Here is a 14527-nt window from a genome sequence, read left to right as displayed (position 1 = left end):
TGTTGAAGGGTTACTTACTTATATGCAGACATCCACCAAAAGGTCCTCCATGCCGTCATCACAGATTCACCGTTGGACGCCAACCGCGTCGATTGAACAATTAAAAGCGCGAGCCGCGCTCTTACAGACCATTCGCCAGTTTTTTTGCGCGCGTGATGTTCTCGAAGTTGATACACCTGCATTAAGTCATGCCACCGTGACGGACATTCATCTTCATGCGTTTAAGACTGAGTTTATTGGTCCCGATTATGCTAAAGGGCAGGCGGTGTATTTAATGACGAGCCCGGAGTATCACATGAAGCGCTTATTGGCCGCAGGGAGTGGCTCGATTTATCAAATCAACAAAGCGTTTCGCAATGAAGAGAATGGCCGCTATCACAACCCTGAGTTCACCATGCTCGAGTGGTATCGCGTGGGTTTTACGCACCGAGAACTGATGGCGGAAATGGATCAACTGTTAATGGAGGTTCTCGGGACAGAACCGGCTGAGTGGATGACGTATCAAGATGCGTTTCTCACGACACTGGGGGTGTGCCCGCTAGAGGCGCCTATGGACGAGCTGAAGAGTCAGGCCGGTGCACTTGGCTTGGCCGATATTACCGAGAATGAAACGGATAGAGACACGTTATTACAATTGCTCTTTAGTGTCGGCGTTGAGCCTAAGATAGGACAAACAGTGCCCGCTTTTGTTTATGACTTTCCAGCCTCACAGGCCGCGTTAGCGAAGATCAGCCCATTGGATAGTCGGGTGGCGGAGCGGTTTGAAGTGTATTTTAAAGGCATTGAGTTGGCGAACGGATTCCATGAGCTCGATAACCCGCAAGAGCAGCGAGCCCGTTTTGATGCCGATAATCAAAAACGCTTAGCCATGGGACTCAATGCTCAGCCGATAGACGAGCATTTATTAGCGGCATTAGAGCATGGATTACCGCAATGCGCGGGCGTTGCACTGGGAATTGATCGTTTGATCATGCTGGCGTTAGGTGAGGACCATATTGATAAGGTCACAGCGTTTCCTTTTCCACGTGCCTAATTGAGATCTCAGTTTGAGCCGATACCGATGAGTTTCGCCTGCTTAATGCATGGTAAGGGCTCGCGTCATGCGGGTAACCTCGGTATACTTCTACTCTGTTTTTGAACCGCTACTGAAAGAGCTCAGAATATGTCAGAGTACATTGATTTTTTCCATGAACATTTAGTTTTATCGGTCGTTTGGGTAGGCTTAGCCGGCGCATTGATCTTTAGCTACTACAAGTCAGCGACTCGTTCGTTTAAGACAGTGTCGCCCTCAGAGTTAACCAACTTAACCAACCGTGAAAATGGGCTTGTGCTGGATATCCGTAGCCGAGAAGAGTTTAAGCGTGGCCACATTGCCGGTGCGATCAATATCAAAGCGGCGGATTTAAAAGAAGGGAATTTTGCTGGAATTGAAAGCCACAAGTCGGATCCGATTGTTCTTGTGTGCAAAACTGGCCAAACCGCTCAGCAAACAGCCGACGTGCTGACTAAAGCTGGTTTCGAACAAGTCAGTGTATTGAAAAGCGGCCTCATTTCTTGGAATGAAGCAAATCTACCACTTGTTCGCGGTAAGAAGTAAATATCCCGCAACAGGTTTCGAGATTGTCGATGAAAAAGTGAGCGTGTCACGCATGGTTCTGTGATGTGTACCGCGTATTGCCGCTCACGAATCGTTATTTGCGGAGCTCTTCGATAATCTCTAGAACGTTATTTTGACCCGAATAAAATCGAATTAAGGACATGACAATGGCTGAAGAAGCACAACAAAACTTCACAATTCAACGCATCTACCTAAAAGATGTGTCTTTCGAAGCGCCAAACTCACCAGAAGTATTCCAACATGATTGGAACCCTGATGTGAACTTGGATCTGGATACGCAAAGCCGTGAACTGGGTGAGTCCACTTATGAAGTGGTTCTGCGTTTGACTGTGACTGTGAAAAATGCAGAAGACACGGCTTTCCTATGTGAAGTGCAACAAGCGGGTATTTTCACCGCAGAGCAAATGGAAGAAGGTCAACTTGCTCACTGCCTAGGCGCATTCTGCCCGAACATTTTGTTCCCGTACGCACGTGAAACGATTTCTAGCCTCGTAGTGAAAGGCACGTTCCCTCAGCTTAACTTGGCGCCAGTGAACTTTGACGCGTTGTTCATGAACTACTTGCAGCAGCAAGCAGCAGAGCAAGGTGTTGAACTCGACGCTTAAGCGTTGGTCTCACTCTCAAATATGATAAAAATGCACACCGTCATTGTTTTATAGCGATGCGATGTGCGTTTTTGTTTTAGACTCTTATTTCTATTCCCTCTCCGTCAGGCAACGCTATGCAAGATTCACAAATACATAATTCTTACGGCAAACCCATTTCGATGGTGGTCATCGGTGCAGGCTCTTATGGCACTGCGTTGGCGATTTCTTTGGCTCGTAATGGTGAAAATGTGGTACTTTGGGGTCATAACCCAGAGGCGATGGCACAGTTAGAAACGGACCGCGCCAATCATGCTTTCTTACCGGATGCGCCTTTTCCTGAGTCACTCATTATTGAGTCTGATTTGCAGCGGGCACTGCAAGCATGTCGTGATGTGCTGGTGGTGGTGCCAAGCCATGTGTTTGATGTTGTGTTGACGAACATGAAGCCATTTTTGCGTGCCGACACTCGTATTTGTTGGGCAACCAAAGGCTTAGAGCCGGGTACCGGTCGCTTGTTACAAGATGTGGTGTTTGACGTGCTGGGGGATACGTATTCTCTTGCGGTTCTCTCCGGACCTACGTTTGCAAAAGAACTCGCGAAAGGGATGCCAACGGCCATTTCTGTTGCCTCTCCTGATGCGGATTTTTTACAGGATTTACAAGAGAAAATTCACTGCAGTCGCTCCTTTCGTGTCTACGCCAACGATGACTTTATCGGCATGCAACTGGGGGGCGCGGTGAAGAATGTGATTGCCATTGGTGCAGGGATGTCCGATGGTATTGGTTTTGGTGCGAATGCGCGTACGGCACTCATCACTCGCGGCTTGGCTGAAATGACTCGTTTAGGCAGTGCGTTAGGCGCACACACCGAAACCTTTATGGGCATGGCAGGGCTGGGGGATTTAGTGTTAACCTGCACGGATAACCAATCCCGTAACCGACGTTTTGGTTTGGCATTAGGTGCCGGCAAGGATGTCGATGTGGCTCAAGAAGAAATTGGCCAAGTGGTTGAAGGTTATCGTAATACCAAAGAAGTGTGGCTGCTGGCTCAGCGAGTCGGAGTAGAGATGCCGATCGTTGAACAGATCTATCAGGTACTATATCAAGGCAAAGATGCTCACGTTGCTGCTCAAGATCTCTTAGCGCGCGATAAAAAGTCTGAGCGAAACTAAGATTAGGCCTGTGTCCGAATTATTAATCAGTGGATATTTCGATGTCCGTCTTAAGGGAACTTAGGGCAGAGTGAATTCATTATGAAGCAATGTGCACAAAAAAAAGTCTGGAAATATGTGATTGACGAATCTCGCAAGCAAGCAGAGCAAGAGCCCATGCTTGCGAGTTTTTATCATGCCACTATCATCAAGCATGATAGTCTCAAATCGGCGTTAAGTTATATTCTCGCCAATCGCCTGAATACGCCTTCTATGCCAGCGATGGCGGTACGAGAAGTCATTGAAGAAGCTTTTGCTTCCGATAGCCAGATCGCGGATGCCGCGGCGTGTGATATTTGCGCGACGGTCAATCGTGACCCTGCGGTCTCAATGTACTCAGTGCCACTGCTGTATTTAAAGGGCTACCATGCCTTACAAGGTTATCGCGTTGCCAACTGGTTGTGGAAACAAGGACGGATTGCTCTGGCCATGTATTTTCAAAACCAAATTTCAGTGGCATGCCAAGTGGATATCCACCCAGCGGCGACGATTGGTCGCGGTATCATGCTCGACCATGCCACTGGGATTGTGATTGGTGAGACGGCCGTGATCGCTGATGATGTGTCTATCCTGCAAGATGTGACGCTCGGTGGGACTGGCAAAGAATCTGGCGATCGTCATCCTAAGATTCGCGAAGGCGTCATGATTGGTGCGGGGGCGAAAATCTTGGGGAATATTGAAGTCGGAGAAGGCGCCAAAATTGGTTCTTGCTCTGTGGTACTTCAAGCCGTTCCTCCACACACCACTGTGGCAGGTGTCCCAGCTAAAGTGGTAGGACGCCCAATGTCAGAGAGACCTTCTTTTGATATGGATCAGCAGTTTAGCGGGCGTGCTCAAAACTTTATGTTCGGTGATGGCATTTAAGTGCCAGTCAGCCTGAACCGCTCCCTAGACGGGCGTTCGCGTTGAGTGGATGTATTAGAGAATTAAAAAAGGATGATGTTGACCATCATCCTTTTTTTATATTACCAATCATTAGCTGGTGGGTTCGAGTTCAGCGAGTGCTTCTTCTGCCCATTCAATCCAAGCTTCGCGAAGCAGTAAATTACGGCGCAAAGTGAGTCGTTCTAATCGTTGAGTTTTACCAAGCTCGGCCGGAGCTGAGTAGTGCGCCGCTTCAATGTCTCGATAGTGTTCGACTAATTTTTTTGATTCTTCAATCAAGTCAATTAGCTGTAATCGATAACGTGCAGAGGGTTGTACTGCACAAGCCATGAGTTTAGCGCTGAACTCATCACGCACTGTTGGGTGTTTGGTTGGCTTATCAAACCACTCGCCCAATGCATTGCGTCCTGAATCTGTGATTGAATACACTTTACGATCCGGCTTGCCTTCTTGTGGTTCTAATACACAAGTGACGAGGCCGTCTTGACCCATTTTATTCAATTCACGATAAACTTGTTGATGGCTTGCTTTCCAAAAATATCCGATGCTTGCTGAAAATTCTTTCGTAATATCGTATCCAGTTGCATCTCGTGTACTTAGAACAGTAAGGATTACGTGTGGTAATGACATGTGTTTAATCCAAGTATTAATCAAACTTTAAATTTGAGCTTAAACGGCAGTCGTGCTTCTTATGGCACTATTATTTGTTCGTTTAAGCGGCCTGGCGCACTTCCTGCTGTGCAGATGAACTATCTTCAAAGCCATTGCCACCTAGACATGCGACTTATAATTAGTAGAAAATATCGCGTCTGAATACTTAGTATATCTAAATAATACGCACAAAGTAGAACAGCAATGAGAGTCAAGGGGAAAAACTGATAATATTCTCATTAAAGAAATGATGGCAATATAAAAGGCCGAATCAGTGCGATCTTTTAGGTTTTTACAGAACAATATTCTGATTATTATCCGGTGTTTCGCATACCTGCCGCGATTCCTGCAATGGTTGCCATTAACGCTTCTTCCAATTCGGCAGAAGGCGTGTCGGTTTTACGCGTACGATAGAGTAACTCGGCTTGCAGCATATTGAGTGGTTCGACATAAATATTCCGTAAGTTAATCGACTCATGGCCCCATGGGTCACTTTGCATTAAATTATCGTTATTTTCGACATTTAATATGGCTTTAATGTCTTTTTTCAACTGTGCTCGCAGGCGTTCACCTAATGGACGTAATTCTTTATCCACTAAACGTTCGTCGTAATGCTGAGCAATATCGGCATTGCACTTGGTGAAGACCATTTCGAGCATTCCCAAGCGAGTGGAGAAAAAGGGCCATTCACGGCACATCTCTTCCAACAAGGCTTGATGCCCTTTATCAATGGAATATTGAATGGCTTCACCAGCCCCTAACCAAGCAGGGAGTACCAAGCGGTTTTGGCTCCAAGAGAAGATCCAAGGGATGGCTCGCAGACTTTCCACCCCGCCTTTCGGATTACGTTTCGATGGACGCGACCCGAGAGGGAGCTTGCCGAGTTCCAATTCAGGCGTTGCTTGACGGAAATACGGGACAAACTCCGGCTGCTCACGTACCACTTTGCGGTAAGCATCGCATGAGACTTGCGATAGTACTTCCATTAAATCGCGCCATTCTTGTTTCGGGGCCGGTGGCGGCAATAAATTGGCTTCGAGGATGGCACTGGCGTACATATTAAAACTATTGACTGCAATTTCGGGTAATCCCAATTTGAAACGGATCATTTCGCCTTGTTCCGTCACTCGCAGACCGCCTTTTAAGCTGCTTGGTGGCTGAGATAGTAATGCCGCATGCGCAGGCGCACCGCCGCGACCAATGGTGCCACCACGACCATGGAAGAGGCGCAAATCAACACCGGATTCTTCACACACGCGTACCAATGACTCCATGGCATGGTATTGCGCCCAACCTGCGGCCATGCCGCCAGCGTCTTTGGCTGAGTCAGAATAGCCAATCATGATCATTTGTTTGTTGTTGATAAAACCACGATACAGATCGATGTCCATCAGCTGTTGCGTCACTGCTTCTGCATTGTTTAAATCGTCGAGTGTTTCAAACAACGGACACACATCAATGCGGTAAGGACAGCCCACTTCTTGTAAAATCAAATGCACCGCTAACACATCGGATGCGGTTCTTGCCATGGAAATAATATAGGCACCAAAGGCATCTCGTGGTTGAGAGGCCACGATTCGACACGTATCAATGACTTTTTGGACATCCGCCGAAGGCTGCCAGTTATTGGGTAGCAGTGGACGTTTTGAAGCAAGCTCAGTGGTGAGGAAAGACAGTTTGTCTTGTTCACTCCAATGGGCATAATCGCCAATCCCAAGGTGACGCGTCAGTTCGGACAGGACATCAGAGTGGCGTGTACTTTCTTGACGAATATCGAGTTGTACGAGGTGAACCCCAAACGTTTTGATACGACGTAAGGTATCAAGCAGCGAGCCATTGGCAATTACTCCCATCCCACACTCGTGTAACGATTCATAACAGATGAGCAAGGGTTCCCATAACTGCTCGGCATAACGTAGTGGGGCTTTCTCGGCTAAGACTTTGCCGTTAATTTTTGCATCCAAGACATCTTTGGTTTGCTGGAGTAGAGTTCGCAATGTTTTCAGAATTTCACGATAGGGTTCGTGAGCGTCTTCTCCCGCCATTTCGCGAACTTTATCATTGCATTTGATCATCGATAACTCGCTGATCAACTCATTGATATCACTGAGGTATAAATCCGCTGCTTTCCAACGCGACATGCGTAACACTTCACGGGTAATGGTATGGGTGACATGCGGATTTCCGTCTCGGTCTCCCCCCATCCATGACGAAAAGTGAATCGGTCTTGCGTCGATCGGTAATGCTTCACCGTAATAAGTCTGACAGCGTTCACTGAGGTCTCTTAAAAAATCAGGAACGGCTTTCCAAAGCGAGTTTTCAACGACCGCAAACCCCGATTTTGCTTCATCAAGCGGCGTTGGACGTTGTTTGCGCACCACATCCGAATGCCACGCTTGGGCAATCAATTGCTCTAAGCGCAATTCTGTACGACGACGCTCTTTAGGTGACAGTTCACTGAGCTCAAGATCCGAGAGACACTCGTTAATTTTCACCAGCTTGTTGATCATGGTCCGACGCGTGATTTCAGTTGGGTGCGCGGTTAAGACGAGCTCGATATCGAGCTCACGGATCGCCTGAGCACTATCAAGTTTGCTGATGTTATTGTTTTCGAGTTTCTCGAGCAGAGCGTCGATAGGATCGACGGAGTGAGTATTCGCGTCGCAGTGACGAGAAATAGAATGGTATTGATCCGCGATATTGGTGAGATTGAGAAACTGGTTGAAGGCTTTGGCGATTGACGGCATTTGCTCGTCGGGAAGAGCTTCAATTTCTTCAATAAGACGTTGTCTATCCTCATCATTACCTGAACGTGCAGATTTAGACAGTTGTCTGATTGTTTCTACTTTTTTTAAGATAACATCGCCATCGGCATCTTGGATAGTTTTACCCAATAGATGCCCCAGCATGCTCACGTTACTTTTGAGAGCAGCGTAATTATCGTTCATGTTCTCGTCGTCCTGTATTTAAAAAATGACATCCAATGTTCTTTTTAGAACTTCAATCTAACCTTGTTTATGACTGCTCGTCAAATGAAGGCGCGTAAATACCGCCCGAATTCGGCACTACCTTGATATGGGACAGGCTTACTTGATTTTACTGACCTCAGCGGCATATTTTCTATTGCCAACTGAGGCCGGTCGTCTCCAGCGGCCGTTAAAAACAATAGTTCCACATCGCCTTAGATAACACATCAATGGTGGGGTCGATAAACTCGAAGGCGAGGAATTCATCTGGCTGATGCGCTTGCTCAATCGATCCCGGACCCAGTACGAGAGTCGGGCAAACGTCTTGAAGAAAGGGCGCTTCTGTACAGTAATTCACCGTTTCAGCTTCTTTTTGACTGAGCTGACTCATCTGAGTGACAAAGGGGTGGTCCGCAGCGCATTCGTAGCCCGGGATCGGGGCATGGAGTGGGATAATATCGATACGTCCTGGCCATTTTTCTGCGACGTCTTTGAGTGAATCTGTGAGCAAGTTGTGTAATCCATCCAAGCTCATGCCAGGCAGAGGGCGCACATCGTAATGCAGTTCACAGCAACCACAGATACGGTTTGGGCTATCGCCACCGTGTATATGGCCCAAATTGAGCGTCGGTGATGGAATTTCAAACCCAGGGTGGTGATAGGTTCGGGTCAGTTGATCGCGCAGCTGTAGAAGCGGCGCTAAAATTTCATGCATGATCTCAATGGCATTGACGCCATAGGCAGGGTTTGAAGAGTGTCCAGATTTACCCGTAATGCGAATCGCGTTGGCAACATGACCTTTATGGCCATAGACCGGCGTTAAACTGGTGGGTTCACCAATAATGCAGTAGTCCGGCTTAAACGGTGTGGTTGCAGAGAAATGACGGGCGCCTAGCATGGTCGTTTCTTCATCACAGGTCGCCAAAATGTATAACGGTTTTTTCTGATGAGACCAGTCTTCAATTTTCTTGACTGCTTCCATAACAAACGCGAAAAAGCCTTTCATGTCGGCCGTACCGAGTCCATAAAAGCGTTGATTATCTTGTGTCAGTGCGTGAGGGTTGTAGTTCCATCGGCCTTCATCAAATGGCACGGTATCGGTGTGACCTGCGAGCAATAAGCCGCCCTCGCCAGCGCCTTTTTTCGCCATTAAGTTGATTTTTCCTGGCTCAATTTCTTCGGTTTCTACTTGGAAACCGAGTGTCGTGAGCCAATCCGCCATTTTCTCACACACTTTCGCATTGCCTTCATCTAGGCTTGGATCTGACGAGCTAATTGAGGACGTTGCAATTAATTGTTCATAAACCTCGAGAAAACTGGGTATTTGCATAGAAACTTGGCTCCGACTATTGACAGAAATAGATTGAAAAGGTAAAAAACATATTAAATCACTTTTTATGAATAAAAAACCGAAATCAGCTTTATTTTAAAAATTTATAATCATAGTTGAGATCAGTTTTTATACGAACACAGCGGGTCTATCACGATGCTAAAAACGACAATTGTGGGTGCAAGCGGTTATGCTGGTTCAGAACTGGCGCTGATGGTGAAAAAACACCCAGAGCTCACGCTATCAGGTTTATTTGTTTCCGCCAATAGTGTTGATGCGGGCAAGCCCATGTCACAGCTTTATGGCAAGTTGCTCGGGTTGGTGGATGAGCCAGTTGAGCCTTTGACGGATGTGGTCTCCGTCGCGCAAGCGAGTGACGTAGTCTTTTTAGCCACAGCCCATCAAGTCAGCCATGATTTAGCTCCCATCTTTTTAGAACATGGGTGTCAGGTGTTTGATTTGTCTGGCGCCTATCGTGTGAATGACCCTGAGTTCTATACCGCTTATTACGGTTTCGAACATCTGCATGCGGATTGGCTAGACAAGGCCGTATACGGATTGGCTGAATGGAACCAAGACGCGATTAAGCAAACGTCATTGGTGGCCGTGGCTGGCTGTTACCCCACCGCGTCGCAATTAGCGATCAAACCTTTGCTTGCCGCACAGTACCTTGATACGCAGCAGTGGCCTGTCATTAATGCCGTCAGTGGCGTATCTGGTGCTGGGCGTAAGGCATCCATGACCAACAGTTTCTGTGAAGTCAGTTTGGCCGCTTATGGTGTGTTCACGCATCGCCATCAACCAGAAATTAGTGATCACCTCGGCTGTGATGTGATTTTCACACCGCACTTGGGGAATTTTAAACGTGGCATTTTGGCAACCATCACCATGAAACTCATGCCCGGTGTGACGGCTGATGATGTGGCGGAGGCGTTTCATTCGGTCTATGCCGATAAGCCTGCCGTACGGCTTGTTGGTGAGTCGCTTCCGAGCATTCAAAATGTCGTCAATACGCCATTTTGTGATATTGGCTGGAAGATTCAAGGTGAGCACATCATTGTGGTGTCTGCGATCGATAACCTACTGAAAGGTGCCTCTTCGCAAGCGATGCAATGTTTGAATCTCCATTATGGTTTTCACGAGCTCACCGCACTGGTGTAAGGATTGAAGATGTCAGAAGTAAAGCAAAGTCCATTAGTCATCAAACTTGGCGGTGCGGCACTAGAAAGTCACGATACGTTAGCTGCATTATTTGCTGCGCTTGCCGCTTATCAAGAACATGCTCATCGGCCGATGGTGATCGTCCATGGTGGCGGTTATCTGGTTGATGACCTGATGAAAAAATTGCACATGACGACCGTGAAGAAAGATGGTCTGCGTGTGACCCCTTATGAGCAAATTCCTTTGATTGCCGGTGCCTTGGCAGGAACTGCGAATAAAATGCTGCAAGGTCAAGCCATACAAGGTGGATTAAATGCTGTCGGGTTGTGTTTAGCCGATGGCGGGCTATGCCATGTTGAAGAGTTGGATCCAGAGTTAGGCGCTGTGGGTAAAGCGACCGCTGGCGATGCAACCGTACTCAAAGGCATTCTTAGCCAGCATACCTTACCGATTATCAGTTCCATTGGCTTAACCGCGAATGGGCAAATGATGAATGTCAATGCTGACCAAGCCGCTGTTGCTGTCGCGCAAGCATTGGATGCGGAATTAGTACTGCTTTCCGATGTGAGTGGTGTGCTGGATGCAAAAGGGCATTTATTGACCAGCCTGAATGAAGCTCAGGCCGATGCGCTGATTAAAGGACAGGTTATCACTGACGGTATGATCGTCAAAGTGAAAGCGGCACTGGAGGCTGCACAAGCGCTTGGTCGTCCTATAGAGGTGGCGACTTGGCGCTACCCAGAAAAATTAGCGGAACTGTTTGCTGGTCAAAGCATTGGCACACAGTTTTTACCCCAGTAATAAAACGAATTTAATACAAACAATCCTGAGCCATGTAGACATCGCTAGGAGATTTGGAGAAAGATTATGAGCAAAGTAGACGTGAAAAAAGTGGTTGTCGCCTATTCCGGTGGTCTTGATACATCGGTGATCATTCCATGGTTGAAAGAGAACTATGGCTGTGAAGTGATCGCGTTCGTGGCCGATGTCGGTCAGGGTGATGAAGAGTTAGTGGGTATTGAAGAAAAAGCGATCGCTTCTGGTGCTTCAGAATGTTACATCGCGGATCTTAAAGCGGAAATGGTGAAGGATTACATCTACCCAACGTTGAAAACGGGTGCTTACTATGAAGGTAAATACCTCCTTGGTACCTCAATGGCTCGTCCAATCATTGCTAAAGCGCAAGTCGAAGTCGCGCGTAAAGTCGGGGCCGATGCCTTAGCTCACGGATGTACAGGCAAAGGCAATGACCAAGTGCGTTTTGAAGGTGCGTTCGCGGCACTTGCCCCAGATCTCCATGTGATTGCTCCTTGGCGTGAGTGGGATCTGGTCAGCCGTGAAGAATGCCTAGACTACTTAGCTGAGCGTAACATTCCATGTACGGCGTCACTGACTAAAATCTATTCACGTGATGCGAACGCTTGGCACATCTCTACCGAAGGTGGGGTACTAGAAAGCACTTGGAATGCACCAAACGAAGACTGTTGGGTATGGACTGTCGATCCTGAGCAAGCACCAAACGAAGCGGAATACATTACGATTGGGGTTGAAAAAGGCGAAGTAGTTGCGATTGATGGCAAAACGGTGACGCCTTATGAAGCATTGGTAGAGCTAAACGCGAAAGGTGCTAAGCATGGCGTCGGCCGTATTGATATCGTTGAGAACCGTCTTGTTGGTATGAAGTCTCGTGGCTGTTACGAAACTCCTGGAGGCACGATCATGATGGAAGCGCTACGTTCGGTTGAGCAATTGGTACTAGACAAAGCGTCATTTGAGTTCCGTGAAGAACTGGGTATCAAAGCCGCACAATTGGTGTATGACGGTCGTTGGTTTACCCCACTGTGTGAGTCAGTCATGGCGGCATCAGAATCACTGGCGAAAGATGTCAATGGTGAAGTGGTGATCAAACTCTACAAAGGACAAGCCGTTGCGACTCAGAAACGCTCGGACAACAGCTTGTATTCAGAAGAATTTGCAACCTTTGGTGCCGATGAAGTGTACGACCAAAGCCATGCAGGCGGATTCATTCGTTTGTACTCGTTGGCAAGCCGTATTCGTGCAATGAACGCCGCAAAGAAGTAAGATAACTTACTGTAGTAAAAGCTATTTAATAACAATACTAAAAGGGAGCAGCAATGCATGCTCCCTCTATTCATCCACACTGGCAGTAACGATGTAATCTAGTCACCTCCTTAGTGATTAGGCACTAAAGTTTTAGGAGAAACGCAATGGCATTATGGGGCGGAAGATTCACCCAAGCAGCAGACACCAGATTTAAACAATTTAATGATTCATTGCGCTTTGACTACCGACTAGCAGAACAAGATATTGTCGGTTCGATTGCTTGGTCGAAAGCGTTGTTGTCGGTGGATGTGTTGACGGATGAAGAACAGCAGCGTCTTGAGTTGGCATTGAATGAACTCAAGATGGAAGTGATGGAAGACCCTGAGCAAATCTTGGCCTCCGATGCCGAAGATATTCACTCTTGGGTTGAGCAGCAGCTGATCAGCAAAGTTGGCGACTTAGGTAAAAAACTGCATACCGGCCGTTCCCGTAACGACCAAGTGGCCACCGATTTAAAATTATGGTGTCGTCAGCAAGGTCGTCAAGTCTTGATGACTCTGGATCGTTTGCAAAATCAATTAGTCCATGTTGCCTCGCAGCATCATGACACGGTATTACCCGGCTATACCCATTTACAGCGTGCTCAGCCAGTAACGTTCGCGCATTGGTGTTTGGCGTATTCGGAAATGTTTGAGCGTGATTACTCGCGTTTAGAAGATGCCATCAAACGTCTGGATACCTGTCCGTTAGGCTCAGGCGCACTGGCTGGCACCGCGTACGCGATTGATCGGGAGAATCTGGCGTATAACTTAGGGTTTCAACGTGCAACGCGTAACTCTTTAGATTCGGTGTCTGATCGTGACCATGTGATGGAATTGATGTCCGTGGCGTCCATTTCTATGTTGCACTTATCACGTTTGGCCGAAGACCTGATTTTCTATAATTCAGGAGAGTCGGGCTTTATTGAGTTGGCCGATACCGTGACGTCGGGCTCGTCGTTGATGCCACAAAAGAAAAATCCAGACGCACTCGAATTAATTCGTGGTAAAACCGGTCGGGTTTATGGCTCGCTTGCAGGCATGATGATGACGGTAAAAGCGTTACCACTGGCTTACAACAAAGACATGCAAGAAGACAAAGAAGGCTTGTTCGATGCCCTTGATACATGGAATGAGTGCATGGCTATGGCTGGGCTGTGTTTTGAAGGCATTAAGATTAATAAAGAACGTACCCTAGAAGCCGCGAAACAAGGCTATGCCAATGCGACCGAGTTAGCGGATTACTTAGTCTCGAAAGGTATTCCGTTCCGTGAAGCGCACCATATCGTCGGTGTTGCCGTGGTGGAAGCGATTCGTCGTGGTATGCCTCTGGAAGATTTATCGTTAGAAGATTTACAGGCGTTTTCTCCGGTTATTGACGATGATGTCTACGAAATTCTGACGATTGAGTCGTGTTTGGCAAAACGTCTGGCGAAAGGTGGCGTTGCACCACATCAAGTGCGTTATGCCGTAGAAGAAGCTCAGAAACGCTTGGATGCGCGCGATAGCTCTGATATTAAAGTGCGTCCAGCACGTCTTACGGATGTGGAAGCGCTAGAGGGGATGGTGACCTATTGGGCCAACATGGGCGAAAACTTACCTCGCTCACGCAATGAGATTGTGCGTGATATTGGTTCGTTTGCGGTGGTTGAACACAATGGTGAAATCACCGGATGTGCTTCATTGTATGTGTACGATTCTGGACTGGCAGAAATTCGCTCACTCGGCATTGAAGCGGGCTGGCAAGGTCAAGGTCAAGGCGCGGCGATTGTGCAGTATTTAGTCAACAAAGCACGTAAAATGGCGATTAACAAAGTGTTTGTCCTCACCCGCACCCCAGAGTTTTTTATGAAGCAAGACTTCTTGCCTACATCGAAAATGTTATTGCCGGAAAAAGTGCTGAAAGATTGCGAACAGTGTCCTCGTCAACATGCTTGTGATGAAGTGGCGTTGGAAGTGAACTTGAATGAGCAACTGATCATGCAAACGACCGCGGTATAATGTCGTAGATTGCTT

The 14527-nt window shown here is 47.4% G+C and carries 12 protein-coding genes; 9 read left to right on the top strand and 3 right to left on the bottom strand.

What is annotated here, in order from left to right:
• Positions 1-49 precede the first annotated feature (49 nt).
• From epmA to cysE, 5 genes are all read left to right on the top strand, one after another.
• Positions 50-1033, top strand: coding sequence for an elongation factor P--(R)-beta-lysine ligase (gene epmA / locus EAE30_RS17285; protein WP_123017034.1), 984 nt, complete (start codon positions 50-52; stop codon positions 1031-1033).
• A 129-nt stretch (positions 1034-1162) separates the two neighbouring features.
• On the top strand, positions 1163-1597 hold the full coding sequence (locus EAE30_RS17280; protein ID WP_123017033.1) for a rhodanese-like domain-containing protein: 435 nt from the start codon (positions 1163-1165) through the stop codon (positions 1595-1597).
• 161 nt (positions 1598-1758) lie between these two features.
• Complete coding sequence (gene secB / locus EAE30_RS17275; RefSeq protein ID WP_390258212.1) at positions 1759-2223, top strand: protein-export chaperone SecB; 465 nt, start codon at positions 1759-1761, stop codon at positions 2221-2223.
• Positions 2224-2339: 116 nt separating this feature from the next.
• Positions 2340-3377 (top strand): NAD(P)H-dependent glycerol-3-phosphate dehydrogenase, encoded by a 1038-nt coding sequence (gene gpsA / locus EAE30_RS17270; RefSeq protein WP_123017031.1) that lies wholly within the window; start codon positions 2340-2342, stop codon positions 3375-3377.
• 81 nt (positions 3378-3458) lie between these two features.
• Positions 3459-4280: a serine O-acetyltransferase gene (gene cysE / locus EAE30_RS17265; RefSeq protein ID WP_123017030.1), complete on the top strand. Its 822-nt coding sequence runs from the start codon at positions 3459-3461 to the stop codon at positions 4278-4280.
• A gap of 111 nt (positions 4281-4391) precedes the next feature.
• Here the strand turns inward: cysE and EAE30_RS17260 are convergent, their stop codons facing one another.
• From EAE30_RS17260 to argE, 3 genes are all read right to left on the bottom strand, one after another.
• Positions 4392-4931 (bottom strand): PadR family transcriptional regulator, encoded by a 540-nt coding sequence (locus tag EAE30_RS17260; protein ID WP_123017029.1) that lies wholly within the window; start codon positions 4929-4931, stop codon positions 4392-4394.
• A 335-nt stretch (positions 4932-5266) separates the two neighbouring features.
• Positions 5267-7900 carry a phosphoenolpyruvate carboxylase gene (ppc, locus tag EAE30_RS17255; protein ID WP_123017028.1) on the bottom strand — a complete coding sequence of 878 codons (2634 nt, stop codon included), beginning with the start codon at positions 7898-7900 and terminating at the stop codon, positions 5267-5269.
• Between the two features lie 208 nt (positions 7901-8108).
• Positions 8109-9248 carry an acetylornithine deacetylase gene (gene argE, locus EAE30_RS17250; RefSeq protein ID WP_123017027.1) on the bottom strand — a complete coding sequence of 380 codons (1140 nt, stop codon included), beginning with the start codon at positions 9246-9248 and terminating at the stop codon, positions 8109-8111.
• Between the two features lie 156 nt (positions 9249-9404).
• Here argE and argC point away from each other — a divergent pair, with 156 nt between their 5' ends.
• The 4 genes from argC (at position 9405) to argH (ending at position 14512) form a co-directional block, all read left to right on the top strand.
• Positions 9405-10409 (top strand): N-acetyl-gamma-glutamyl-phosphate reductase, encoded by a 1005-nt coding sequence (gene argC / locus EAE30_RS17245; RefSeq protein WP_123017026.1) that lies wholly within the window; start codon positions 9405-9407, stop codon positions 10407-10409.
• A gap of 9 nt (positions 10410-10418) precedes the next feature.
• A complete protein-coding gene (gene argB / locus EAE30_RS17240; protein ID WP_123017025.1) occupies positions 10419-11210 on the top strand; it encodes an acetylglutamate kinase in 792 nt (263 codons plus the stop codon).
• Positions 11211-11276: 66 nt separating this feature from the next.
• A complete protein-coding gene (locus EAE30_RS17235; RefSeq protein ID WP_123017024.1) occupies positions 11277-12491 on the top strand; it encodes an argininosuccinate synthase in 1215 nt (404 codons plus the stop codon).
• A gap of 146 nt (positions 12492-12637) precedes the next feature.
• Entirely contained in the window at positions 12638-14512 is a 1875-nt protein-coding gene (argH, locus tag EAE30_RS17230) for an argininosuccinate lyase (RefSeq protein ID WP_123017023.1), read from the top strand.
• The last annotated feature ends 15 nt before the right edge of the window (positions 14513-14527 follow it).

It is taken from the genome of Vibrio zhugei, from assembly GCF_003716875.1.
Lineage (GTDB): Bacteria > Pseudomonadota > Gammaproteobacteria > Enterobacterales > Vibrionaceae > Vibrio > Vibrio zhugei.
The sequence above is the reverse complement of the archived record's forward strand: the minus strand, read 5'-3'. Positions and strand labels throughout refer to the sequence as shown.

Excerpts from the sequence above, each read along its gene's own strand:
- EAE30_RS17280 (WP_123017033.1), top strand. The coding sequence starts at position 1,163 with ATGTCAGAGTACATTGATTTTTTCCATGAACATTTAGTTTTATCGGTC.
- cysE (WP_123017030.1), top strand. The coding sequence starts at position 3,459 with ATGAAGCAATGTGCACAAAAAAAAGTCTGGAAATATGTGATTGACGAA.
- EAE30_RS17260 (WP_123017029.1), bottom strand. The coding sequence starts at position 4,931 with ATGTCATTACCACACGTAATCCTTACTGTTCTAAGTACACGAGATGCA.
- gpsA (WP_123017031.1), top strand. The coding sequence starts at position 2,340 with ATGCAAGATTCACAAATACATAATTCTTACGGCAAACCCATTTCGATG.
- argE (WP_123017027.1), bottom strand. The coding sequence starts at position 9,248 with ATGCAAATACCCAGTTTTCTCGAGGTTTATGAACAATTAATTGCAACG.
- secB (WP_390258212.1), top strand. The coding sequence starts at position 1,759 with ATGACAATGGCTGAAGAAGCACAACAAAACTTCACAATTCAACGCATC.
- argC (WP_123017026.1), top strand. The coding sequence starts at position 9,405 with ATGCTAAAAACGACAATTGTGGGTGCAAGCGGTTATGCTGGTTCAGAA.
- ppc (WP_123017028.1), bottom strand. The coding sequence starts at position 7,900 with ATGAACGATAATTACGCTGCTCTCAAAAGTAACGTGAGCATGCTGGGG.
- epmA (WP_123017034.1), top strand. The coding sequence starts at position 50 with ATGCCGTCATCACAGATTCACCGTTGGACGCCAACCGCGTCGATTGAA.
- argB (WP_123017025.1), top strand. The coding sequence starts at position 10,419 with ATGTCAGAAGTAAAGCAAAGTCCATTAGTCATCAAACTTGGCGGTGCG.
- EAE30_RS17235 (WP_123017024.1), top strand. The coding sequence starts at position 11,277 with ATGAGCAAAGTAGACGTGAAAAAAGTGGTTGTCGCCTATTCCGGTGGT.
- argH (WP_123017023.1), top strand. The coding sequence starts at position 12,638 with ATGGCATTATGGGGCGGAAGATTCACCCAAGCAGCAGACACCAGATTT.